The sequence below is a fragment of the Nonomuraea sp. NPDC050394 genome (assembly GCF_044459065.1).
GTDB lineage: Bacteria > Actinomycetota > Actinomycetes > Streptosporangiales > Streptosporangiaceae > Nonomuraea.
This window is the reverse complement of record NZ_JBITIO010000001.1, coordinates 930182-952817: the sequence shown is the minus strand read 5'-3', so window position 1 is coordinate 952817 and position 22636 is coordinate 930182. Positions and strand designations below refer to the sequence as shown.

Genomic DNA, 22636 nt, shown 5'->3' with positions numbered 1-22636 from the left:
TGGTTGTGTTGGGGGTTGTGTTCTTTCGTGGCGTGGGGGGGGTGGGGGGGGGGGGGGGGGGGGGGGGGCGGGGCGGGGGCGGGGCGCCCCCCCCCCCCCCCCCCCCCCCCCGGCCCGGTCCCCGTCGGGGCTCACAGCTGTGAACCCGCAGGAAGGCAGGCCCCCCGCAGGATTGCCGCGGGTTAAGGAGTGGTGCGCGTGCCGGCTGTGCGGCGGCTCAGGAGCAGCCCGAGGCCGATCATGGCGATGCCGAGGATGAGGTGGAGCCAGTTGTCGGCGGTGTTGACCGGGACGAAGTTGGCTGCGCTGTCGGGGTCGATGAGCATGCCGTAGAGCCACAGCAGCAGGTAGATGACGCCGCCGCCGATGAGGAAGGCGCGGGCGGCGGCGACGGCGCGGGACATGGCGATGCCGGCGACGCCGAAGGCCAGGTGCACGAGGTTGTGCAGGATGGAGACCTGGAAGAGGCCCAGCAGCAGCGCGTCGGAATGGTGGCCGACGGCCTGCAGGTCGTCGTAGTTGGTGGTGATCCCGGGGATGAAGCCGAGGATCCCGACGAGCAGGAACACGACGCCCACGGCCAGGGCGGCGAGTTGGATGGGCGTGCGGGCGGTCCGGGCGGGTGAGGTCATGGCTGCTTCCCCCTTCTGGGGTTCGGCCGGAGCACCCTGCTGTGCCCGGCCCGGCGGGTGCGCCTGTGGCCACGGACGCTCCACCCTGCGCGAGCGAACCGCCCGTTTCGATCAACTGCCCGCCACCGGCTTCGCAAACCTGGACCGAGCCTGCAGCCACAGGACCGGCGCGCCTGACCGGAGGGATGACCAAGGGTGCGTTGTTGACGCCCTGGCCGAAGCGCTTGAGCGGCTCGGCCGCTCCCGGCGTTCGAGTGCCGCCGGCCCTCACGCCAAGCCGTGCACCCGTTCCCGTGTCCCCGGTCGGCCGTTGAGGTCCAGCGGCACGCACGAAGGACGAACTGATCGACGCGCTCGCTGGTTAACCGGACCGGCGGCGATCAGCGTGTCCTCGCGCGCCGCCGTGAGCGCCGGGCCCGCAGGGCCAGGCCGATCCCGGCGGCCAGCGTGACGGCGGCGCCGGCGGCGCGAGCGGCCGGGCTGCGGTGACTGCCCCAGCGGGCCAGGATCAGGCGGGCGCGTTCGCGCAGGCGCTGGGCATGTGGCTTCGCGGGTGGGGTGGGGATGAGGCTGTCGGCGATGAGTACCGCGGTCTGTGTCTTGGCCTGCTCGTCGACGTCGCGGGCTTCCGGTGTGTTCATGTCAGTCGCTGGTCAGGGTGTCGAGCAGCTCGCCGAGGGCGGCGTCGGGCAGGGTCTTGGCGACGTCGGCCATGGCGATGATGCCGACCAGGTCGTGTCCGTCGATGACGGGCAGGCGGCGGACCTTGTGCTCGGCCATGGTGCGCAGGATTTCGCGGGCGTCGTCGTCGGCGCCGATGGTGACGGGCTTGCCCTGCGCGAGTTCGCCCGCGGTGCACGAGCTCGGGTCCTTGCCCTGGGCCAGGGCCTTGATCACGATGTCGCGGTCGGTGAGCATGCCCTGCAGGCGGTTGTCCGGACCGCAGATGGGCAGCGTGCCGACCTTCAGCCTGGCCATCTTCTGGGCGGCCTGGACGAGGCTCTCGTCGGCGTTCACGCACTCGGCGTGCGGCGTCATGATGTCACGTGCGGTGGTCATGGGAGGTTCCTTCCGTTCGCCGCATGCTGATCACGGCTGAAGTTGCGGACGTGGGCGATCGGGGGTGAGGCCGCCCGAGGTCAGGCGTCGCGATAGGCGCGGACGAACGCCGCGTACCGTTCGCGGGGTAGGCGGGCCAGGCCGTCGGGGTGGAGGTTGCGCAGGAAGGCACCGACCTGGGCGCGGGTGAAGCGCAGGCCGCGCTCCAGCAGGTAGCGCGACAAGGAGCGGATGTCGAGGACGTCGGCGCCGAAGCGGCCGTAGAGGAGTTCCCCGCTGTAGAACGGGGCGGGGGCGCGCTCACGGAGCCGGTCGAAGTTCGCACGCGTGATCCGGCCGCCGCCGTCGCCGTCGTCGATCAGGTCGATCAGGAACTCGACATCGCGGCGGGTCACGGGCTCGCCCATCACGGTCAGTCCCAGCAGCACCTCATCGGCCGACAGCTGGCCGTCCCGGTCGCTGTCGAACAGGTCGAAGGTGTCGCGGCCCTCCCAGGCGGCCTTGGGGGTTTGCCGGGCTTGGTGCGGCATGAGTGCCTTCCTCCTCGCACGCCCGCCCGGCCAGGCTGTTTCGTCGGTAAGCACCCCGTCTACCCGCAAGAGACCGTTTCATGCCGGTAGCGCATGATCCGTCCCGATCAGCGGCGGGCGGGACGGAACCGGCCCTGCCCGGAATGCCCGGTTCGGTGTCGGTGCCCGAGGGTAGGAGCAGCTCTCATGAGCCGAGACCCCGACCAGCGGCCGCTCAGCGATCGCCGCAAGCGGCCCGACATGTACGACGAGCCGGACTTCGCCGAGGAGTTCACACCTTCACCTGCCGATCCGGCCAATCAGCCCGAGGACGATCCGGACGAGCACGTGTACGGCCAGGCGGAGGGCTACGAGCGGCCGACCGGCGATCGGCGGCGTTCCCGAAGACGCTGACCCGACCGGATGGCCGCCTCCCCGCGGGCAAGGGACGTTACCGGTGCGGGTAGGCGGGCAGGCAGTGAGGTCATGAGCAGCATCGAGCATTCCGTAGATGTCCAGGTTCCGATCAGCGTCGCCTACAACCAGTGGACGCAGTTCGAGACGTTCCCCGAGTTCATGGAAGGAGTGGAGTCGGTCAGGCAGCTCACCGACACCCGCGCCGCCTGGCTGGCCGAGATCGCAGGGGTCAAGCGCGAGTTCGAGACCGAGATCACCGAACAGCATCCCGACGAGCGCGTCGCCTGGCACAGCCTCGGCACGCCCAAGCACGCCGGCGTCGTGACCTTCCACCGGCTCGACGACATCTCCACCCGGGTCATGCTGCAGATGGAATACGACCCGGAGGGCTTCGTCGAGACCGCCGGGGACTGGCTGCAGCTCGTCCGCATGCGGGTGCAGGGAGACCTGCGGCGCTTCAAGGACTACATCGAGAGCCGCGACGGCGAGAGCGGCGCCTGGCGCGGCGAGGTGCCGCGGCCGAACGCGCCCGGCCGCGACGCCGCCCCGCATACGCGCGAGCCGGGCACGGCACCGCTGTCGGGCACCGGCTACCCGCAATCTCCGCCATCGGACGCCTGAGCCGCCGGACCTTTCACCTCACACCAGCCAGACTGCGGCGCACGAAAGGGTCCCCCGCGATCGCCGTGCTGGTGACCCTGGCCGCCCCGTGCGGGGTTGCGCGGACCCTATTCGCAGGCTTTCGGAGTGGTGCCGCATATCCCCCGGCCCACCACCGCGGGCGGCCGCTCACGGTGTGGTGATCTCCCCCGCCGCGTTGGTGCTGGCGTAGCGTCGCGAGGGTGACGCGTTCCTCTTCCGTGGCCGGTTCCGAGACGGACGCGCTACGCCGCGTGTGGATCTGGACCGACTCCGCCGTCATGATCCGCGCCGATGGGATCATCCGCCTGCAGGCCGGCGGGGACTGCACCGGCATCCGGGGCCCGACAAGGTGAGCGAGTACGGCGACGACACCATCGACGCCGTGCTCACCGGCGGCGCCGTCGTGAGCCTGGCTTTCTGCGGCCAGGCTCAGGGCTGGGCGGCCGCCGCCCAACTGGCCGCGGTCATCGGCCAGGCCACGCTGCAGGCGCGCACCGCCCCGGCCGTGTTCGTCTATGCCACCGACGTGGAGCACCTGCTGGTCTGGGTCTACAGCTCGGGCCGGGATCGACACCGCCGCCTGGCATCGCGGGCCGCGACCTGTCGCGCGGCCGCCGTATGAGCCCGTGTACGGGCCGCCGTCGTTCCTGACCAAGGCGCGGGCCCGCCAGGACGAGGCCCGCCCTGGCGAGAGCGGGCAGGCCGAGGCCCGGCTGCTTAAGGCGTGGCAGGACGAGGTCGCCGGCGATCCGCTCGCGCCGATCTTCCCTCCCCCGGGATGGGACCCCGATCACGATCCCGACGGTTGACCCCTCCCGGCCCCGGCGCGGATATCGAAGGTGTTTTCGATTCCGGGCTACGATCGGGCATGTTGCTTGAGCAGTCACCCGATCCTGAGCCGCAGCCGGTGAAGATCCCACCGGACGGTGCCGGCCGCCTGCACCGGCTGCGCCTGGACGGAGATGGCGAGCGCGAGGGCTTGGTCAGCTGGGTCAAGGACGTGCGCGAGGGGTTCGCCGACGGGCTGGTGGAGTGGCAGGAGTGGATGCCACTGCTGGGCCTGGCCCCGATCGACGGTGTCGACCACACCCGCCTGCCCTGGGACGAACCAGCAGCCACCACCGCCGCCGCGGTGTCGGCGGCCGCCGGACGGCTGGCCGCCGCAGGTGCCGGCGCCCGGCGCCGACGGCTGGCCGGACCAGGCGGTCGGCCGGCTGCTGGCGGCGATGCCGCCGGAATACCGCAACCACCGCGACGTGCTCGCCGCCCACCCACTGCTGCTGGCCCGCTCCGCTCACGAGCAACCGTCCGCGCGATGCCCTGCAGGACAGCTACCGCGGCGCCGCCCGTCGCCCTGCGCGACAGTTGCCGCCCGAGGCGATCACCGCCGTGCTGCAGATGCACCGCGCCGAGCCGGCCGATCGGGTGTTGCGGACGTGGCCGCTGAGCAGGAGGACCGCGTCCATCTGTTCGCTGCCGTTCAGCCCGGTTCCGGCCAGGGCGGCCACCGCGATCTCGGTCCAGCCGATCTCTTTGGGGCCCATGACCCGCTCGCCGAGGGTGGCGCCGGGCAGCCACGGGTGGCGATCCCAGGTCGCCCACAGTTGATGGGCCCACCGTTCGAGTTTGCCGCGCCAGCCGCCCGGGACCGCTACTAGGTCGAGCGGCTCACCCACGGCTTCCTCGATCATGACGGCGATGAGTTCGGCTTTGCCGCTGACGTAGCGATACAGCGCCATCTTGGTGAAGCCGAGTTCGCGGGCGACCCGCTGCATGGACAGGGCGGCCAGTCCTTCGGCGTCGGCGATGTCCATCGCGGCTCTGGCGATGTCTTCGATGGTGAACGCGGGCTTGGGCCCCCGGTTCGGCGGTTGGCGCACCCCCCACAGCAGTTCCACGGTGCTGTCCAATCTTGGTCCTCCATAAGGCTTGCTGTCACCCTGAATCCGTGTCTAGCATACACAGTGTCCATAGGACACAGTGTGTTGGATCGTCAACCAGGAAAAGGGGCCCCATGCAGGAGAACTCCGGACAGCAGCGCAAGGTCATCGCCGACGCCGTCGTCTCGATGGACGGCTACACCAGCACCGGCCCCGACGACGACATGAGCTGGGCCATGGCCCACATCGGCAGCGAGCAGAGCGAGCTCATGTACGAGGGAATCTGGCGAGGCGTGAGCACCGCGCTCGTCGGCCGCGTCAACTGGGAGGGCTTCACCTCCGTCTGGCCCGGCCTGACCAGCGACCCCAGCAGTTCGGCCCGCACCCGTGAGCTGGGCAACTGGCTCGCCACGGTAGAGAAGGTGGTCTTCTCCACCACCCTGCAGCAAGCCGACCTGGACAAGACGCAATGGAGCAACGCCCGCGTCTCCCGTGACCTCGAAGAAGAGGTGCGCTCCCTCAAGAGGGCGCCGGGCCGCGACATTCTGGTCATCAACAGCGCCAGCATCATCAAGGCCCTGCTCAAGGCCGACCTGATCGACGAACTCCACATGACCGTGGTCCCGGCGACCCTCGGCGGCGGAGTACGCCTGCTGCCCGACAGCCTCACGTCGACCTGGCGGCTCTCCCACGCCATCACCGTCCCCACGACCGGTGCCGTCACCCTGTGCTACCGCCGCCCCTGAACCAGCCCCATACATACACTTGCGTATATATACACGGCGGTATATGTTCTGGGTGTGGTCAACAACGTGCAACTGCGAATGACGGCGATCTCGGAGCCGAACCGGTTCCGGATCGTCGAGTTGCTCAGGGACGGCCCGCGGGCGGTGGGTGACATCGTCGAGGCGCTGGACCTGGGCCAGCCGCAGGTGTCCCGGCATCTGCGGCTGCTGTCGGAGGCAGGCGTGGTCGAGGTGACCAAGCGAGCACAGCAGCGGATCTACCGGCTGCACCCGGGCGCGATGCGTGAGCTGAGCGACTGGGCGCAAGGATTCGCCCTTCTGTGGTCGGAGCGGATGGACCGCCTCGGCGCCTTTCTCGACGACACGACCGATCAATGAGGAGCGTGAGCATGTCCCCGCAATCCGCAGACGGGATCGTGGTCGACAGGTCGGCCAACACCCTGCACATCAGCCGCACCTACGCGGCCGCGGTCGAGCGCGCGTGGTGGGCCTGGACGGACGCCGAGGCGCTCGCCCGCTGGTGGGGTCCCCAGGGCTGGGCCGCGACCGTCTACGAGATGGATGTGCGGCCGGGAGGACGCTGGCGCTTCGAGATCGCACCGGTGGACGCCTCCGCCGAGCCCGTACGCACCATCGCCATCTACACCGCCGTCGCCGACCATAGCGAGCTCGCCTACGACGACACGTTCGCCGACGCGGCGTGGCAGCCCGACAGCGGCGCCTTCCCGACCTCGGTCACCTTCACCCCGACCGGCCAGGGCTGCAACGTCTCCGTCACCGCGCACTTCCCCGACGGCCAGGCCCTGCAACGAGCCGTCGACCTGCAGATGGCCGACGGCTACGCCGAAGCGCTCGACCGGCTCGGCGGCCTGCTCGACCACTCACCCACCCACGAAGGAGAAACGACCATGCCCGAGCTTTCCACCCTCACCTCCGCCGACGGCACCACCATCGCCTACCAGAAGGCCGGCTCCGGCCCGGCCATCATCGTGATCAGCAACGTCGCCGAAGACCACACCGGCGTCGCCGGCATCGCCGAGGCGCTGTCCAAGGACTTCACCGTGATCAGCTTCGACCGGCGCGGACGCGGCGCCAGCGGCGACCCCCAGCCCTACGACCCGGCCCGCGAGATCGAAGACATCGCCGCCCTCATCGAGATCGCGGGCGGCCGCGCGGCCCTGACCAGCGGTTCCGGCGGATGCGGGCTGACCTTGGACGCCGCCAGCGCGCTGGGCGACAAGATCACAGGGCTCTACCTGTACGAACCGCCGTTCATCGTCGACGACTCCAAGCCCCCGGCCCCCGCCGGCTACGTCCAGCATCAGCGCGACCTGGTCGCCTCGGGCAAGCGCAGCGAAGCCGTCGAGTACTTCATGACCGAGATGATCGGCGTCCCGGCCGAGTACATCCCGGCGATGAAACAGGACCCCTCCTGGGACGCCATGGCCGCCTACGCCCACACCTACGCCTACGACGGCCAGATCATGCGCGGCCTCCAGGACGGCAAGCCCCTGCCCACCGACCGCTGGTCGATCAAGGCGCCCATCGCGGTCGCCGTCGGCGGCAACGGCGAGCCCTTCATCCGCACCGGCGCCCAAGCGCTGGCCGCCATCCTGCCGGACGTGACCGTCCTGACACTCGCCGACCACGACCACTCCGCCTTCTGGATGGCCCCCGAACCCGTCGCGGACCAGGCCCGCACCTTCCTCCTCGGCTGACCAGCCCCGCAGCCAGACCGGCAGACGCCTCCGCCGAGGTCGTCGACGCCGAGGCCGCCCTCACCGCTGCGCGCCGGGCCGCAGGCGAGCCCAAGGCCCGGCCAGGCGGGAAAGATTCCCACGGCCCCGGCCCACAGTCCCGCACCTACTGCCCGCGCCCGCGGCCCGGCGCGCAGGTCAGGTTGGCCAGACGCGTGCCGGGCAGGCGACTGCAACGGGCGGCCAGGCTCGCACAGGGCGGAGCGCCCGCTGCCCCAGTCACCCGCGCAGCCCTGGTGGCGGGTGCTGACCCACGCCTCCGGTGTCCATTCCTGCCACTGGGCCGAGCGGGCGCCCTTCCATCCGCCGGCCTTCGCGCGGCGATAGCCGGGCGCGGCCGTACCCCCGGGGCCGGGACGAGCAAGAGCGCCAGGATGAGGCGCTGGGATGGAGCGCGCAGACCCGGCGCTCTTGCCCTCCTTCACGCGCGGGGCCGGTCCTCCCGACAACCGGCCGACGCTGATTCCGTGCTATCACGGCGGCCGGGGTACGGGCGGGCAGGCGCGAGGAGGCTACGGCCGGCGCGTGCGGCAAGGGATGACAAAGGCGGCGAACCTGGCGGAGTCCGGCCACGGTGGTGCCCGCGGTGAGACGAGACAACGTGCACAAACCGCGGAACATCACGGCCAGCGATGAACCGGCGATCACCTCTCATCCTGCGTGGGAGCGGGCGGCCGCCGCCGACGCGGACGTAGACGGGCCGGGGCGACAGTAATTCGCCGACCGGCTACACACCATCTAGCTCTGGCGCAGGGTTTGGGCTGTGGATTGGGCGAGGGTGGCTAGGTGGTGGAGGTCGGTGGGGGCCAACGACGTTAGTGGTACGGCGATCGCCGTACTGACGGCTTGTTTGAAGCGTTCGACCAGTTCCGTCCCGCAGTGGGTGAGGGATACCAGGGATACGCGGCGGTCGCTGGGATCGGGGCGGCGGCGAATGAGCTCGCGACGTTCCAGGCGGTCGACGAGGCCGGTGACGTTGGCCTTGTCACAGTGCATTCGAGTGGCCAGCTCGCCGTGGGACAACGGCCCGGCGGCCAGCGCGGTGAGGAGCTGGGCCTGTTGGGGGGTGAGGTCGAATGCACGGCTGATCCTCGCCCGGACTCCCTCGACCACGCAGCACAGCTCGAGCAGCGCCTCGGTGGGGGTGAGTTCCTCAGGTGCGAGTTTCATGATCGAGAGTCTACTATTAGTACGTTACCTTAACTGTTAAGAGCATGTACCAATGAGGAGAAGTATCGTGGTCAAGCGTGTGGCAGTGGTCACTGGGAGCTCGCGTGGGATCGGGCGGGCGGTCGCGCTACGGCTGGCCGCGGACGGCACGGCTGTGGTCGGGGGTTACCGAGACGACGGCAGGGCCGCAGGGCGGGTCATTGCCGAGATCGAGGCAAAGGGTGGGCACGCCACGATGGTCCGGGCGGATGCGACCGATCCGGAACGGCTCCAGGCACTGTTCGATGTGGCCGACGAGCGGTACGGCAGGCTGGACGTGATGGTGCACAACGTCGGCGGGTTCGTGCGCGGCCCGCTGAGCGAGGCCGCCGATGATGACTACCAGCGGGTCTTCGCGCCGAACACGCATGCCACCTTCGTCGCGCTGCGCGAAGCGGGGCGGCGAATGCGCGATGGCGGGCGCATCGTGGTCATCTCCTCAGTGGTCACCCGCCTCAACCCACCCGGTGAGGCTCTGTACGCGGCGAGCAAGGCGGCTGGCGAACACCTCGTCCGCACCTTCTCCCGCGAACTCGGGCCACGGGGCATCACCGTCAACAGCGTGCTGCCGGGGCCGACTGGCACCGATGGTTTCGCGGCGACGCCGGATCAGGTCGAAGCGCTCATAGCTCAGACGCCGCTCGGTCGTGTAGGGGAGCCGGACGACATCGCTGACGTCGTCGCCTTTCTGGCGTCCGATGCGGCGAGGTGGGTAACCGGCCAGCGCATCGCCGTGGACGGTGGCCTGTCCTGAACCGTGAGCACGCAGAGAAGGTGCTTGAGACGGGACAAATGAGAACGCGGCCAGGGTTCCGGCGGCCCGGGGGCGTGTCGCATGAGTGGTCGCCTGGTGAACAGCCGCCTGAGCCATCGCCGACCTGGAGAGTCACTGTTCCATGAAGCGGACTCACGAAACGCCCTCCGAGTGATCGTTGTTGCGTTGGGCTCAGGCTCTGGCACCCGGCTGTCTGCGACGACGTCGCCGGTTGCGCCGCTGGGTGGCACGGATACACGTGTCCGGTTCGGCATACCCGTGTAAAGGGGTGGCATCCGCAGATTGCTGGTGGGAGGACCTGGCCTCGGGGCCGTCAGGCGTTGCGGGCAGCGGACGATCGGCTCTTGCGCGGTGGGGCCGGCTGCCCTCGAGCCGACGTGATCGGGGTGAGACGCCGTGCCGTTTCACGAAGCGAAAGCGGACCATCGAGGGGCTGGATCATCCTACGCCGGTGTAGTACGGCGAGCCGGTTGTCGTAGGACTCGACCATGTTGGTGGCCCGGGTGATGTTCTCCCGCAGCGTGGCGTCGGAGACGTACCGCAACAGCACCATGGTGCGGATCACGCGGCCCAGCTCGCGGAAGGCGCGGTAAATCTTGTTGCGTTTGGAGTCGTGCCGCAGCCGCCGCAGCAGCGTGATCGACGACAGCTCGCCTTCGCGGATGGAGATGGCCACCTTCATCAGGTCCTGCCAGTGGTTCTCGATCAGCTGCCAGTTGATCGGCTCGCCGAACAGCGCGTCGATATGCCGATAGCGGATACCAGGCTCGGGCCGGTGGAAGGTCAGGTCCCGGAAGTTGCGGATCCGCGGCAGCAGCTCGAACCCGAACAGGTGCGCCAGGCCGAAGACCGGGAACGACTGGCCTTGCGTGTCGGCATGGATCTCCTTGGGGGCCGCCTCGCTCTCCTGCTCCAGCAGCCCCTCGATGATGTAGACCGCCTCCCACACCCCGCACGGCACAAATCTTGAGAACAGCGCGATGTAGTTATCGGCGACGTGATGGTAGGCGACGCCTCCGTACAGAATGTGGAACTCGGCGATGAGGTTGTCCACGTAGATGTCGTACTTGGTGCCGTCGGCGGCCACCGCATTGCCCTCTCCCCACACCTTGGGCAGGTCCAGCCGCAGGTAGGCGTTGACCACGTGGGCGAGCCGCCGGGGCGGCTGGCCTTTGTCCGTGATGCGCAAGCGGCCGGGCTCACCCTGGCCGAGATCCCACAGGTCTGCATCGGCGCGGTGGGCGCGCAGCGGGCCCCGCCGCCGGCCGTCGTACCGGCGCAGGTGGCCGGTCAGGTCGGCCGGGCGGCATTCCCGCCGTGCTCGCGGGCGACTGTGAGGAGTGCCTGGACGAAGGCGCTCACCTTGGGGGTCTGTCCGGTGGCCGGCCACAGAAGTGCGTAGTCGCAGGGTGGGGCGTCGTGGAAGGGGACGAAGGCGAGGTCGGGCCGGGAGTAGTAGTCGGCGGCGAGGGCGGAGGTGGGGCAGACGCCCTTGCCTGCGCTGACCAAGGAGAGGACTTCCTGCCAGGCGATGGTCGCCGGGCCACGGGGGATGGGGCGACCCGCGGGAGTGTGGCTCGGGAGGTGGAAGTCCAGCCAGTACTGCGGCGGGCCGGCGATCGTGATCAACCGGACGTCCGCGAGATCTTCGAGCGAGACGGACGGGCGCGCGGCGAACGGGTGTCCGGCTGGGACGACGAGGGCACGCGGGAGGGAGAAGAGGGTGGGCCCGGTGGTGATGTCGGGTTCGTCGGCCGGGAGTTCGGTGAGCTGGAGGTCGAGTTCGCGGGCGCGCAGCAGCGCGTATCCGTCGCTGAGCGGCAGTTCCTGGATCTGGAGGTCGCAGTCGGGATGGTGGGCGTTGAAGGCGTCGGCGGCCTTGACGATGAGGCTGCCGCACCAGGCGGCGGAGAAGCCCACGCGTAGTGTGCCGGTGATGCCGCGGCCGACCGCGGTGGCCTTGGCGATCGCCTCCTGGATCTGCCGGTAGCCGGGGAGCAGGTCGTCGCGGAACTGCCGTCCGGCCGGGGTGAGGCTCACCTGCCTGCTGGTGCGCTCGAACAGCGCGGCGCCGAGGACGCGTTCCTGCTTTTTGATCGCTTGGCTGATGCGTGCCGGGGAGACGTGGAGCCGCTCGGCGGTGCGGCCGAAATGGAGCTCCTCGGCCAGGGTCAGGAAGATCTCGATGTCGCGCAGCTCCACCCTGACCCCTGTTCATAAACCTCTGTGTTAACCAACCTTACGGGATCTCCCGTTGTTCTCCACCCTGACCAGGGCCAATGCTTGACCTATCGCCGGTGGTTGCGACCGGTGGGGCACAACGAAGGGCGGTCCTGGCATGACCTTTGTTCGCATCGCGGTGCGGCAGCGGCCGTGGCGTCGGGGGCGGGCACCGATGCCGTGGGCGGCGAGGACGTCATGAACGTCATCGCCACCACGGTATCGCTGAACGTCGCCGACATCCCGGCCGCCGCCCAGTTCTTCACCACCCACCTCGGTTTCCGGGAACTCGTGGCCGCCGAGGGCGTCGTCTGCCTCGGCCGTGACGACGCCGCGGCCGACATCGTCCTGCTGCCACGCGAAGGCGAGTCACCGCACCCGCAGGGCCCGGCGGAGGTGATCGTGTCCTTCGCCGTCCACGGCATCGCCGCCGAGCAGGAGCGGCTGCGCCGCGAGGGCGCCACCATCACCGAGCCGTTGCGGCAGGAGCCCTGGGGTGAGTGGGTGCTGAGGCTCACCGATCCCAACGGCGTCGTGGTCCAGCTCGTCGAGTGGCAGCCCCCGGCGGGCGCCTGACCGGCCGACCAGCGTTCGCGTCCTCAAATTTTCGTTCTGTTCGTTTCTGCGTACAATGTTCGCATCAGCGTGCATCGTGCGCCATTGAAGGGTTTTCTGATGGAGGCAATACAGGGACGCCATCCGCGTAGGTGGCTGATCCTGGTGGTGTTGTGCCTGAGCACGTTGGTCCTGGTGATCGACAACATGGTGCTCACGGTGGCGATCCCGCCGCTGGCCGCCGATCTCGGCGCGAGCGCCCAGGACACCCAGTGGATCCTGGAGTCCTACGTGCTGGTGTTCGCCGGTCTGCTGCTGGCGGCGGGCGGCTTGTCGGATCGGTACGGCCGGCGCCGGGTCATGGTCATCGGGCTGGTGGTGTTCGGCGCAGCCTCGCTGGCCGCCGCCTATGCCGGTGACCCGGTCCAGCTCATCGCCGCCCGCGCCCTCATGGGGGTCGGCGGTGCGCTGATCATGCCGAGCACGTTGTCCATCCTGATCACCGTGTTCGACGACACCGAACGGCGCAAGGCCATGGCCGCCTGGAGCGCGGTCGCGATGGTGGGGCTGATCGGCGGCCCGGTGCTGGGCGGCGTGCTGATCGCCTGGTTCTGGTGGGGCGCGGTGTTCCTGATCAACGTGCCGATCGCGGTGCTCGCGATCGTCGCCGCGCTGACGCTGATGCCGGAGTCCAAAGGCCCGTGGACCAAGCCCGACCCGCTGGGCGCGATCCTGTCGGTGGCCGGCATGACCGCCCTGGTTTGGACGATCATCGAACTGCCCCGGCACGGGCTCGCCCACCCGTCCATGGCCGTCGCCGCGGTGCTCGCCGTGCTCGCGCTGACCGGCTTCGTGGCGTGGGAGCTGCGCACCCCGCATCCGATGGTGCCGCTCAACCCCGATGGCGATCGCCTCCCTGTCGTTCAACACCCTCGGCTCCAGGATCGGCAACCGGGCCCTGATCGTCTCCGGGCTGACCGTGTCGGCCTGCGGCTTCGGGGTGCTCTCCGCGGCCTCCGCCGAGTACGGCTTCGTCCTGCCGGCCGTGGCCCTGCTCCTGCTCGGCGCCGGCGGCGGTCTGGCGATGCCCGCCGCCGTGTCCGCGCTGATGGGCACCGTTCCCGCCGAGCAGGCAGGCGTCGGCTCCGCGCTCAACGACACCATCCAGCAGATGGGCGCCGCCCTCGGCATCGCGGTGCTGGGCAGCGTCCTGGCCGGTACCTACACCGCCGCGATGCCGGCCGACGCCCCCGAGGCGGCCCGCCGCTCCATCGCCGACGCCCTCATCACCGGGGACGCGACGCTGGCGCAGGCCGCCCGCGAGGCCTTCACCACGGCCATGTCATCCGCGTTCATGATCAGCGCCGCCGGAGTACTGGCAGCGGCCGTCCTGGCCCTGATCGTCCTGCGCCGCAAGGAGACCGCAGCGCCGCGCCCGGCGGCACCCGCCGACGCGCCGGAACGCGAGCTTGCGACGCTCCCCCGCTCCTGACCTTTCCCTCATATCGACACTCACCGAGGAGACATTGATGACCACCACCGAACTGAACTGGACCGCGCAGGGCGACTGGGGCATGCGCGACTCGCAGGGCCGCCGCTTCGATCTGGCCCGCTGGCAGGCCCGCTTCGATGAGCTGCGCGCCGCGCATCACGTCCCGGGCGCCCAGCTGACCGTGCTGGTGGGCGGGCAGGTGTACGAGCTGGCCAGCGGGGTGCTGCACCGGGGCATCGGATGGCCGGTGACGACGGACTCGGTGTTCCTGTCCGGCTCGATCGCCAAGGTCTACACCGCCACCCTGGTCATGCAGCTGGTCGACGCGGGCAAGCTGAGCCTGGACGCGCCGGTCGTGAGCGTACTGCCGGAGTTCGCCACGCCCGACCCGATGGCCACCGCCACGATCACCGTCCGGCAATTGCTCTCCCACACCGGCGGCGTGACCAACGACTTCATGCACGACAGCGGCCGCGGCGACGACTGTCTCGAAAAGTATGTCAAGGCCGCTCAGGAGGTGCCGCTGGACTGCCCGCCCGGCACCGCCGTCTCCTACGGCAGCCTCGGCTACGTGGTGCTCGGCCGGCTCATCGAGGTGCTCACCGGCAAGACCTGGGACCAGGCCCTGCAGGACCTGCTGTTCACTCCGCTCGGCCTGGAACGCTCGGTCACCCTGCCCGAGCAGGCACTGCGCTTCCCCGTCGCGATGAGCCACCTCGGCGAGCCCGGCCAAGATCCCGACCCCGCGCCCGCCTGGGACCTGATGCCGCGCTCCGCAGGGCCGTACGGCAGAGTCATCGTCTCCGCCGGCGACATGGCCCGCCTGGCCAAGCTGCACCTGGACGGCGGTCTGGCCCCCGACGGCACCCGCGTGCTGTCGGCGCAGGCCGTCGAGGCCATGCAGCACCGCGAGACCGACGTGCCCGACAAGTGGACCGTCTCGGCCGACGGCTGGGGCCTGGGCTGGACGCTCTACGACTGGGACGGCATCGCCGGCTACGGTCACGACGGCGCCGCCATCGGCCAGTACGCCTACCTCCGCGTCGTCCCGCACGCGGGGGTGGCCGTCGCACTGATGACCAACGGCGGCAGCGCCCGCCTGCTGTATGCCGACCTGTTCCGCGAACTGCTGGCCGAGCTGGCCGGGGTCGCCATGCCCGACCCGTTCGGGCCGCCCGCCCAGCCGCCCGCAGTCGATCTCGACTCGCTGCTGGGCACCTACCGGCGCGAGGGTGTCGTCATCACCGTCAGCCGGGGCGAGGACGGCGGCGCGCGAATGCTCTACGAGTTCGTCGACGGCATGAAGGACATGTCCCCGCCCCTGGACATGGACCTCGCCCCGGTGACCCCGACCGTGTTCGCCGCGACCGGCGCCGGAGCGGCCTTCAGCGAGGACTACATGCCCGTCGTCTTCTCCACCCTGTCCAACGGCACCGCCTGCGTGTACGTCGGCATGCGCGCCACCCCCAAAATCGGCTGACGGCGTTTCGGCGTTCCGCGGCCGCGCCTGGTCAGTGACCGAATCGCAGTTGTCGCCGAGGCCTTGCCGCTGACCTGCGATGGCATCGTCGAGGAGGCCAGACAGCATGTATGATCTGCACGGCCGGCGGCCAGATTGCGCTGGAGATTCCCGGCCGCCTATCCCTAAGCTGACACCCAGGCGGCGTGGAGGTCGAGGCGATCAGCTTGGGCGGACGGCCGACGCCTGCGTGCCGTGCGGCGCATGCCGGACGAGCGGGTCATCCTGTACGGCTACTGCCGCTCACGGTCGGAGCCGGCCAGGCTCGGCGTCGACTTGGCCGAGGTTGCTGTTGCCCGACGGGCATCGGGGCCCATCGCCGGAAGCAGAACTCTGATGACCGAACCGGCCTCGATCAGGTAGGCGGGTCAGTTGTCGAGGGCTTGGTAGAGGGTGGTCCAGAAGTCGTGGATGGCTCGGGCCGAGTCTGGGGTGGACATTCCGGTCTGGGTGAGCAGGATGCCGACGAGGTCGTTGTCGGGGTCGGCGTAGGTGGTGGTGCCGGCGCCGCCGTCCCAGCCGAACTGGCCGGTGGGGGCGTAGTCGGCGCGGTGCGTGCGTACGGCCATGCCGAAGCCCCATCCGCCATGCTGTCCCAGGCCGTATCCCACGTGGACGTTGTCGTGGGCCCAGGCTTGCCGGGCTGCCTGCTGCGCGGGCGGGAGTTGGTTGGTGGTCATCAGTTCGACGGCGGCCTGGGACAGGATGCGTCGGCCGTCGTGCGTGCCGCCGTTGAGGAGCATCCGGTAGTAGGCGTGGTAGTCGTCGGCGGTGGAGTCGAGTCCGCCGCCGCTTGAGGGGAAGGCCGGGGGCTTGCTGTGGTGTCCTGTTTCGGCTTCGTCTTCCACGTTGAACGCGCCGGTCTGCCAGTCGGGGGCGTACAGGGGCGGTAGCCGGTGGATCTTGTCGGCGGGCACGTGGAAGCCGGTGTCGGTCATGCCGAGGGGCTCGAAGATGCGTTCGTGCAGGAATGTCGCGAAGGGGCGGCCGGTGACCCGGGCGACCAGTACGCCGAGCAGGTCGTCGCTGAGGTTGTACTGCCACCGCTCGCCGGGCTGGTAGGCCAGCGGGAGGGTGGCCAGGCGGCGCATCCACTCATCCGGGTCCGGTGCGGGCAGCAGCCATCCGTCTTCCTGGCCGTAGACCCCCCGCTCGAAGAGCGCGCCCATGATCGGGGCGGTCTTCGCCGCCAGGTCCAGTCCGAGTCCGCAGGTGGAGGTCAGCAGGTCCCGTACGGTGATCGGCCGCCGCGCGGGCACGGTCTCGTCCAGCGGTCCGTCGGGCCGGGTGAGCACCTGGCGGTCGGCCAGCTCGGGCAGCCACTCATCGACCGGGTCGTCCAGCCGCAGCCGGCACTCGTCCAGTAGCACCATCGTCGCGGATACGGCGACCGGCTTGGACGTCGAGGCCATCCGGAAGATGGTGTCGCGGCTCATCGCCGCGCCGCCCTCGTGGCGCATCGTGCCGAGCGTTTCGACGTGTGTCTGCTCGCCCCGGCTGACCAGGGCGACCAGCCCGGGGATCTTCCCGGACTCGACATGCCGTGCCAGCACCTCGCGCAGCCTGCGCAGCCCTGCTTCGGAAAAGCCAGTTCTCATGATGATCTCCTCAACTACCTATTACGGTGTTCGATCTTTCGAGGCCGCCCGCGGGGCGTTCATGGCCTCGGTGGTGTGGGCCGGGACATGCGCAGTTCATTCGCCGCGGTGGTCAAAGGGACGTGGGGGCACTGTTCAGAGGCTGCGGGCGTCGATGTTGCCGTGCCCGGTGGTTACCTGGATGTTCAGGTCAGCGGCGCCGTCGGTGTTCTTGAGCGCGTTGTGGATCCGGCCGTAGCCGGTGCCGGCGTCCAGCGAGGCGGAGACTCCGGCGGCGGCGCGTACCGACACGTCGCCCATGTGGGTGCGCAGCACGATCGCGCCGCGCACGGCTTCGTCGATGGTGATGTCACCGTGCCCGGTACTGATCTGCGCGGGGCCGCCCAGGCGGCCGACCGAGACGTCACCCCCGGAAGCGGTGACGCGGACGCTCGCGACCTCGTCGATCTTGATCACGCCCTGCGCGCCCTCGAAGGCGACATCGCCGAACCGGCCGACGCCCCGGAACTCGGCGCAGGATGATCTCGCCATGACCCGCGAACCGGCTGGCAACTGGACCGTGACCTCAATGGCTCCGGAGGGGCCGAAGTACTGGTTCTTCGCCTCAGGGCTCTTGATCCGCAGGACGCCGCCGTCGTAGGCGACCTCGGTCTTGTTCGCCGCCTTCACGTCGCGGCCCTTCTCGGCATTGGCGGGCAGGACCTCGACGGTGGCGTCGCCCCGGTCGGCGGCGATGAACTGCACGCGTCCGGCCGGGATGTCCAGGTCGACGGAGATCGGGGTGGGGGTGTCGAACTTCTGCATCGTGCTCTTCTTCCGCGCTCGTCGTTTCTGATATTGGAAACGCTACGTTGTCTTTCTAGATAAGGCAACGAGAAAGTCGCTTTCGCGTTCCAAACATGCTGTTCAAGAGCCAGTTATCGTTGCGATGGCGCTAGATTCAATGCAACGTCGCCGAAACCGGTCGTTGCATTGGATGGAGAATGAACGCTATGGTGAGGGCGCCAAGGAAGCACGGAGGGAGATCGCGGTGCCAGGAGGCAGACTCACCCAGCAGGACCGCCAGGAGATCGCACTGGGCCTGGCCGACGGCCTCGCCTACGCGGAGATCGCCCGACGGCTGGACCGCCCCACCTCGACGATCACGCGTGAGGTGCTGCGCAACGGCGGCCCCACCGCCTACCGCGCCGGCCTGGCCCACCGCGCCACCGAACGCCGCATCCGCCGGCGCAGGCAGCCCGCCCCCCGCGAGCCTCAGGCACCCGAGCAGGCCTACGGCCGCGACGCCGAAGCCGTACGCGAGTACGAGGAGGTGTTCACCACCCTCCTGATGCACCAGGGCATGCCCAAGATGACGGCCCGGCTGCAGACCTGCCTGCTGACCACCGACGCGGGCAGCCTGACCGCCTCCGAACTCGCCCAACGCCTCCAGGTCAGCCCGGCGTCCGTCTCCAAAGCGATCGCGCTCCTCGAAAGCCAGGGCCTCGTCCACCGCCAACGCGACGAGCGCCGCCGCGAGCGATACCGCGTTGACGACGACGTCTGGTACCAGTCGATGATCGCCGCCGCCCGCGACAACGCCCGGCTCGCTCAGACCGCCCGGCAGGGCGTCGACATCCTCGGTCCTGGTACCCCGGCCGCCGTGCGCCTGGAGAACATCGCCCGCTTCGTCGACTTCGTCGGAGAGAGGATCGCCCGCGCCGCCGAGCAGGCGCGCGAGATCCTCCACACGCAACCCGTAACGACCACGGACGACACGGACACGCCAGCCCCGACCGCGGACAGACGCACCGACCACGGAGGCGCCCAACACAAATGATCTCAAAGCGGCGCCGACGACGTTGAGCACCTGCCCGCCGGTGACCTGGTCGCGCTCGCCGCCTCCCGGCTGGGCGATGACGCGCTGAGCGACGTGGTGCTGCTGGCCGCGCTGGGCCGGGCTCTCAGCGAGGCGGCCTGCGAAAGAACGACCCAGGGAGATCCCGCAGCACGTTCCGGGCGTGAGTCCGGGCCGCGGGGTCTGCGGCGAACAGCGCTCTGCCCACGGCCAGGCCCACGAAGGACAGTACCGCGGCCATGAGCACGATGAGCGCCACGCCGACGACGCTCCATGCGGGGCTTGCCCCGTCAGCAACTCCACCAAGATCCCGGTCATTGTCCTACGCCTTCCTCGATGCGCGTGTTGCCGGGGGTACCGACGGACGGGTCGATCCGATCGCACGGTCATCTGAACCCCCAGGCGGCTCGTGAGCGAGACGCCTGATTTCACGATGCGACCCCCACACGACCAGTTGTTGATCTCTGGCGGAAGTCGTTTCGCATTGGTCCTGGACGTGTTCCCCCTCTTGGACTGCCGAGTTCTTCCAAGGCGCCCACCGCCGAACCTCTGCGCCGCTACCTGACCCAGTTGGTAAAAGTTGGCACTTGTTGGCGGAGTTGGTGCCCATGCGCAAATCGATCGAGCTACCGAATGAGCGCGCCCTGCCGCTGCGAACCATGACCTCTGCTCTTTTCAGGCTTTACGACGGGGCCGGCCGTCCGGGAACTGGCCAGATCGCCAACGCCATCAATCAGGACGACCGCTACCCGGGCACGATCAGTGATGAGCGAGTCCGTCAGCTTCTGCGGGGAGAAGGAGGCGTGCCTCAGTGGCTGCGCTTCAAGGCCGTTGTCTATTACCTCGCCGACCAGCACACGCCCGCCCTTGACCGAGACGACCAAGCGGTGCTGTTCAAGAGGCTCTACGACGCGGTCCGTACTTCCGACCAGATGGCCGAGTTCGCGCCCATGGCGGATGGACCTCTTGAGAGTCTGGCCCTCAGCTCTGAGTCGGCTCAACCACCCGCCTCCCGCATGCAAGAGCCCACAGCCCCTGCTCGCAATCCGGCACATCACCCGGCACCTGCCGGGCTGGACTGGACCTGCTCAAGGACACACTGCGCGCCCACGGAGGCTTGCCTCTAAGCGTGGTCGAAGAACACGGCAGAGACCTTATTTCACTGCTCGCCGATGCCGCCGTTCGAATCATCGCTGAGATTGAGCTGCCCCCGGGCGTCACGGTTGAGGTGCAACACATGGACGGGAATCCCGACAGCTCTTACGGCGGCCGCCCCTATCAGCGAATGCGGGCCACTCCGGTCGCCTACACCGTGATGCTCCAGATGACCCAGCCATTCACCCTGCGCGCTACCGCCAACCTCATGCCTGGCATCGCCACGCGCCGCGATAACGATCAATCCTTCATCGTGGTCGACCCCGGGCACCCAGACGGGGAACCGCTCTACCTCTCCATCACCGACCTGCATCCCGAACCCCTCGACGCTGCGCACGGCGCTGTTGTTGTCGACGTTGACGTGGGCGGAGGTCTTCGGGCTGCTGGTGGCGAACCAGCGGGCGACGTTCTCGGCGGTCGTCGGCTTCTCCGGGGCTTCCATGGAGTGCATGACGATCAGCCGGACCGGGCGCAGGCGGCCGTTGGTGTAGTAGCGGGCCTGGATCTTCTGCATCGCTCCCCCGTTGCGCGGGTCAGTGGTGGGTCGCCGGGGAGGATGCCGGGTTGTGGCGTTAACGTCGCGCCGGGCTGGTTGGACGCTCGCGGCAGGGAGAGCGTGGCGTGCGCGGGCCGCGCCCTCGGCATGCCGGAGGAGTGGAGCATCAGAACGTGGTGGTGGCATCCACCTTGGCCACCGCCCTGATCTGCTGCTCTGTCATTCCGCGTACCCCACGCAGGTCCGCGCCGCTCAGGTCCGCGCTGCTCAGGTCCGCGCCGTAAAGGTCCGCCTTGTGCAGGTTCGCGCCGATCAGGTTCGCGCTGTGCAGGTTCGCGCTGCTCAGGTCCCCTTTGTAGAGGTCCGCGTGTGGTAAATGGCTGCCGGTGAGATCGGCGCCACCCCAGCGCACCCCGGCGAGCTGAGCCGAACGAAGTGATCGGTAACCCGAGCTACCGTCCAGGACCTTGCCGAGGACGCGCACTGCGTGGGCCTCGTCAGGGCCAGGCTGCCAGCCGGACTCCGGCGGATGGGGTGCCGTCTTGGTCGGCTGGTAGTCGTGTTCGAGGATGAACGCTACGACGACGTCCTCGATGGTGGTGGCATCGGCTGGCGAGTCCTTGGCGACGACCACGCCGATCGCGGTGAAGTGCTGCCAGGGGCGCTGCCGTCGCGCCTCGGCCAGTTCCATCCGCCTATCGGCGGGAAGTGCGTCGTACTCGGCATGGGTGGGCGGGGTGACGCGTAAGCCGCCGTGCTTCGTCGTGTCGCCGGCGGCCGGGGTCGCGAGAGGTTCGGCGCGAGCGATGCGCCGGGCCTTGGCGCTGGTCGCGGCGGCGACCACTTCCAGCGCGGGGACGTGGCCGCCCATCTGGTGGCGTGGCATAACGTGATTTCAACCGCTTCCGCATGGTCCTGCGAGCGGTTTGCTCACTTCGAGATCAGCAAGGTTGCGAGCGACATCGGGTCAGGGCTGTGCCGGGGCGAGCAGCGCGAGGAACTCCTCCACGTGCGGCGGTACAGCGGCGGGCACCTTGGCCTCGATCGCGAGCAGGGTCAGGTTGGCCATGCGGGCGCGGTGGAGGGCGAGGTTGCGGATCACGTCGTGGCGGTGGGGGCTCAGCCCGCGTCGCGTTTCACCGACCTGGCGCCAGTTCCTTACCGCTCGGGCCGCTGGCATTCTGGCAAGTGACTTTCTGCACGTCGATACGGCGTTGCTCAAACGGTAAGTTCGGCTGCGGTAGCCCCGGGGCTGCCCTGATCTCCCAGAGTCTTTCCATGGCGTGAATAACGAGAGGAAATCAGTGAGTCGACGGTTCACTCATATAGTACTGCTGTGCTACCCCGAGTATGGGGCGATCGATGTCGGCGGTGAAAGCGGCGAGCAGCCGCCCCGCACCTTCGAAGGATTCGTCGCGGAAGGCGAGGAGATCCTTTCGATCAAGTGTGCCCAGGACGGACTGGCGCAGGTGCAGCTCACCTTGGAAGAGTGGGCGGGAGTCCCGGATGGCGAGCCACCGAGCTGGCCTGAATGGGAAGCAGAATCTCGGCACGAAATAGATATTGATGAGTACGTGACGGTTGCCCCTGCGGGCACGCAGGCGCCTGACCTGCACGGACTCCGGCTTCATGGAGGATCGAGGCGATTCAATGTCCGAATCCTCGCTCAAGGCAGAACCGAAATCAGGCAACGAATTTCCGAGCTGGCCCGCCAAGGACAACTGGAACGCGCCGAAGAATTCGACGGTATAGAACGTTATCTTTTGCAGATCTGGCCGGCAAATAAGTAGATCCACACCACGGATTGAAGCTTACCGGTTCCACTACGCCCACAAATTATCTCAATTCTGCATCGCTTACACGGCAGGGCTCTTCACGGACAGCGCGAGCAAACCTAGGCTCGCAGACTGTCAAATGTCTCTGTCAGGAGGTATGTGATGCAGTCCCGATTAAAGCCACGGCTGGCGGTCACGATGGCCGTTACGGTCCTCCTCGCCGGTTTAGCCGGGCCCCCTGCCGGGGCCAGCCAGGCGACTCCGGCATCTTCTCCTCCCCCTACGGGTACCGCCGAACCAGGCCCGCCCCCGGGCAGCTACATCGGCGACCCCAACTCTCCTCAACCCCCGGAAGCCGCTCCC

At 69.0% G+C, this 22636-nt stretch carries 29 protein-coding genes and 1 pseudogene; 16 read left to right on the top strand and 14 right to left on the bottom strand.

The annotated features are described in order from the left end of the window. Positions 1 to 182: 182 nt before the first annotated feature. The 4 genes from ACIBKY_RS04755 to ACIBKY_RS04740 form a co-directional block, all read right to left on the bottom strand. Positions 183 to 632, bottom strand: a complete 450-nt coding sequence (locus tag ACIBKY_RS04755; protein ID WP_397094426.1) for a DUF4383 domain-containing protein — start codon at positions 630 to 632, stop codon at positions 183 to 185. Positions 633 to 1012: 380 nt separating this feature from the next. Further along, complete coding sequence (locus ACIBKY_RS04750; RefSeq protein WP_397094424.1) at positions 1013 to 1273, bottom strand: hypothetical protein; 261 nt, start codon at positions 1271 to 1273, stop codon at positions 1013 to 1015. Between the two features lies 1 nt (position 1274). Next, positions 1275 to 1691: a CBS domain-containing protein gene (locus ACIBKY_RS04745; protein ID WP_397094422.1), complete on the bottom strand. Its 417-nt coding sequence runs from the start codon at positions 1689 to 1691 to the stop codon at positions 1275 to 1277. A gap of 80 nt (positions 1692 to 1771) precedes the next feature. Next, on the bottom strand, positions 1772 to 2221 hold the full coding sequence (locus tag ACIBKY_RS04740) for a hypothetical protein (RefSeq protein ID WP_397094420.1): 450 nt from the start codon (positions 2219 to 2221) through the stop codon (positions 1772 to 1774). 186 nt (positions 2222 to 2407) lie between these two features. Here ACIBKY_RS04740 and ACIBKY_RS04735 point away from each other — a divergent pair, with 186 nt between their 5' ends. The 5 genes from ACIBKY_RS04735 to ACIBKY_RS04715 all read left to right on the top strand — a co-directional run bounded on the left by ACIBKY_RS04735 (position 2408) and on the right by ACIBKY_RS04715 (position 4068). Next, on the top strand, positions 2408 to 2614 hold the full coding sequence (locus tag ACIBKY_RS04735; RefSeq protein ID WP_397094418.1) for a hypothetical protein: 207 nt from the start codon (positions 2408 to 2410) through the stop codon (positions 2612 to 2614). 72 nt (positions 2615 to 2686) lie between these two features. Then, positions 2687 to 3238, top strand: coding sequence for an SRPBCC family protein (locus ACIBKY_RS04730; RefSeq protein WP_397094417.1), 552 nt, complete (start codon positions 2687 to 2689; stop codon positions 3236 to 3238). 221 nt (positions 3239 to 3459) lie between these two features. Then, positions 3460 to 3612, top strand: a complete 153-nt coding sequence (locus ACIBKY_RS04725; RefSeq protein WP_397094415.1) for a hypothetical protein — start codon at positions 3460 to 3462, stop codon at positions 3610 to 3612. Next, positions 3609 to 3881: a hypothetical protein gene (locus tag ACIBKY_RS04720; protein ID WP_397094413.1), complete on the top strand. Its 273-nt coding sequence runs from the start codon at positions 3609 to 3611 to the stop codon at positions 3879 to 3881. Before ACIBKY_RS04725 ends, ACIBKY_RS04720 begins: the two co-directional genes overlap by 4 nt. A 4-nt stretch (positions 3882 to 3885) precedes the next feature. Continuing rightward, positions 3886 to 4068, top strand: a complete 183-nt coding sequence (locus ACIBKY_RS04715) for a hypothetical protein (RefSeq protein WP_397094411.1) — start codon at positions 3886 to 3888, stop codon at positions 4066 to 4068. A 74-nt stretch (positions 4069 to 4142) separates the two neighbouring features. On the opposite strand, the gene ACIBKY_RS04710 is transcribed toward ACIBKY_RS04715, so the two are convergent. Further along, complete coding sequence (locus tag ACIBKY_RS04710) at positions 4143 to 4505, bottom strand: hypothetical protein (RefSeq protein WP_397094409.1); 363 nt, start codon at positions 4503 to 4505, stop codon at positions 4143 to 4145. A gap of 85 nt (positions 4506 to 4590) precedes the next feature. Then, complete coding sequence (locus ACIBKY_RS04705; protein ID WP_397094408.1) at positions 4591 to 5169, bottom strand: TetR/AcrR family transcriptional regulator; 579 nt, start codon at positions 5167 to 5169, stop codon at positions 4591 to 4593. Positions 5170 to 5273: 104 nt separating this feature from the next. On the opposite strand from ACIBKY_RS04705, the gene ACIBKY_RS04700 reads away from it, so the two are divergent. The 3 genes from ACIBKY_RS04700 to ACIBKY_RS04690 are packed head-to-tail and all read left to right on the top strand — an operon-like array spanning position 5274 to position 7603. Continuing rightward, a complete protein-coding gene (locus ACIBKY_RS04700; protein ID WP_397094406.1) occupies positions 5274 to 5885 on the top strand; it encodes a dihydrofolate reductase family protein in 612 nt (203 codons plus the stop codon). A 54-nt stretch (positions 5886 to 5939) separates the two neighbouring features. Then, positions 5940 to 6263: an ArsR/SmtB family transcription factor gene (locus tag ACIBKY_RS04695; RefSeq protein ID WP_397094404.1), complete on the top strand. Its 324-nt coding sequence runs from the start codon at positions 5940 to 5942 to the stop codon at positions 6261 to 6263. Between the two features lie 11 nt (positions 6264 to 6274). Next, positions 6275 to 7603 carry an alpha/beta fold hydrolase gene (locus ACIBKY_RS04690; protein WP_397094402.1) on the top strand — a complete coding sequence of 443 codons (1329 nt, stop codon included), beginning with the start codon at positions 6275 to 6277 and terminating at the stop codon, positions 7601 to 7603. 777 nt (positions 7604 to 8380) lie between these two features. Here the strand turns inward: ACIBKY_RS04690 and ACIBKY_RS04685 are convergent. Then, positions 8381 to 8812 (bottom strand): MarR family transcriptional regulator, encoded by a 432-nt coding sequence (locus ACIBKY_RS04685; protein ID WP_397094400.1) that lies wholly within the window; start codon positions 8810 to 8812, stop codon positions 8381 to 8383. A gap of 67 nt (positions 8813 to 8879) precedes the next feature. On the opposite strand from ACIBKY_RS04685, the gene ACIBKY_RS04680 reads away from it, so the two are divergent. Further along, entirely contained in the window at positions 8880 to 9605 is a 726-nt protein-coding gene (locus tag ACIBKY_RS04680; protein ID WP_397094398.1) for an SDR family oxidoreductase, read from the top strand. 334 nt (positions 9606 to 9939) lie between these two features. On the opposite strand, the gene ACIBKY_RS04675 is transcribed toward ACIBKY_RS04680, so the two are convergent. Both ACIBKY_RS04675 and ACIBKY_RS04670 read right to left on the bottom strand, forming a co-directional pair. Beyond that, positions 9940 to 10815: a Tn3 family transposase gene (locus tag ACIBKY_RS04675; protein ID WP_397094396.1), complete on the bottom strand. Its 876-nt coding sequence runs from the start codon at positions 10813 to 10815 to the stop codon at positions 9940 to 9942. A 101-nt stretch (positions 10816 to 10916) separates the two neighbouring features. Further along, entirely contained in the window at positions 10917 to 11828 is a 912-nt protein-coding gene (locus ACIBKY_RS04670; RefSeq protein WP_397094394.1) for a LysR family transcriptional regulator, read from the bottom strand. Positions 11829 to 11999: 171 nt separating this feature from the next. Between ACIBKY_RS04670 and ACIBKY_RS04665 the strand changes: the two genes are divergently transcribed. The 4 genes and pseudogenes from ACIBKY_RS04665 (at position 12000) to ACIBKY_RS04650 (ending at position 15373) form a co-directional block, all read left to right on the top strand. Further along, positions 12000 to 12422, top strand: a complete 423-nt coding sequence (locus tag ACIBKY_RS04665; protein ID WP_397094393.1) for a VOC family protein — start codon at positions 12000 to 12002, stop codon at positions 12420 to 12422. Between the two features lie 99 nt (positions 12423 to 12521). Next, a pseudogene (locus ACIBKY_RS04660) lies at positions 12522 to 13199 on the top strand (MFS transporter); the annotation flags it as partial. Between the two features lie 103 nt (positions 13200 to 13302). Further along, the gene (locus tag ACIBKY_RS04655; RefSeq protein ID WP_397095477.1) at positions 13303 to 13893 is read left to right on the top strand and encodes a hypothetical protein; all 591 of its coding nucleotides are present in this window, start codon (positions 13303 to 13305) and stop codon (positions 13891 to 13893) included. Between the two features lie 37 nt (positions 13894 to 13930). Beyond that, the gene (locus ACIBKY_RS04650; RefSeq protein ID WP_397094392.1) at positions 13931 to 15373 is read left to right on the top strand and encodes a serine hydrolase domain-containing protein; all 1443 of its coding nucleotides are present in this window, start codon (positions 13931 to 13933) and stop codon (positions 15371 to 15373) included. A gap of 407 nt (positions 15374 to 15780) precedes the next feature. Here the strand turns inward: ACIBKY_RS04650 and ACIBKY_RS04645 are convergent, their stop codons facing one another. After that, the gene (locus ACIBKY_RS04645) at positions 15781 to 17010 is read right to left on the bottom strand and encodes a serine hydrolase domain-containing protein (RefSeq protein ID WP_397094390.1); all 1230 of its coding nucleotides are present in this window, start codon (positions 17008 to 17010) and stop codon (positions 15781 to 15783) included. Between the two features lie 135 nt (positions 17011 to 17145). Then, entirely contained in the window at positions 17146 to 17814 is a 669-nt protein-coding gene (locus ACIBKY_RS04640) for a DUF4097 family beta strand repeat-containing protein (protein ID WP_397094389.1), read from the bottom strand. A 226-nt stretch (positions 17815 to 18040) separates the two neighbouring features. On the opposite strand from ACIBKY_RS04640, the gene ACIBKY_RS04635 reads away from it, so the two are divergent. Both ACIBKY_RS04635 and ACIBKY_RS04630 read left to right on the top strand, forming a co-directional pair. After that, positions 18041 to 18829 carry a helix-turn-helix domain-containing protein gene (locus tag ACIBKY_RS04635; protein ID WP_397094388.1) on the top strand — a complete coding sequence of 263 codons (789 nt, stop codon included), beginning with the start codon at positions 18041 to 18043 and terminating at the stop codon, positions 18827 to 18829. A gap of 626 nt (positions 18830 to 19455) precedes the next feature. Further along, the gene (locus tag ACIBKY_RS04630) at positions 19456 to 19974 is read left to right on the top strand and encodes a hypothetical protein (protein WP_397094386.1); all 519 of its coding nucleotides are present in this window, start codon (positions 19456 to 19458) and stop codon (positions 19972 to 19974) included. A gap of 32 nt (positions 19975 to 20006) precedes the next feature. On the opposite strand, the gene ACIBKY_RS04625 is transcribed toward ACIBKY_RS04630, so the two are convergent. From ACIBKY_RS04625 to ACIBKY_RS04615, 3 genes are all read right to left on the bottom strand, one after another. After that, the gene (locus tag ACIBKY_RS04625) at positions 20007 to 20516 is read right to left on the bottom strand and encodes a hypothetical protein (protein WP_397094384.1); all 510 of its coding nucleotides are present in this window, start codon (positions 20514 to 20516) and stop codon (positions 20007 to 20009) included. A 148-nt stretch (positions 20517 to 20664) separates the two neighbouring features. Then, positions 20665 to 21384, bottom strand: coding sequence for a pentapeptide repeat-containing protein (locus ACIBKY_RS04620; protein ID WP_397094382.1), 720 nt, complete (start codon positions 21382 to 21384; stop codon positions 20665 to 20667). A gap of 81 nt (positions 21385 to 21465) precedes the next feature. Then, on the bottom strand, positions 21466 to 21600 hold the full coding sequence (locus tag ACIBKY_RS04615; protein WP_397094380.1) for a hypothetical protein: 135 nt from the start codon (positions 21598 to 21600) through the stop codon (positions 21466 to 21468). A gap of 202 nt (positions 21601 to 21802) precedes the next feature. On the opposite strand from ACIBKY_RS04615, the gene ACIBKY_RS04610 reads away from it, so the two are divergent. Then, positions 21803 to 22288 (top strand): hypothetical protein, encoded by a 486-nt coding sequence (locus tag ACIBKY_RS04610; protein WP_397094378.1) that lies wholly within the window; start codon positions 21803 to 21805, stop codon positions 22286 to 22288. Positions 22289 to 22636 lie beyond the last annotated feature (348 nt).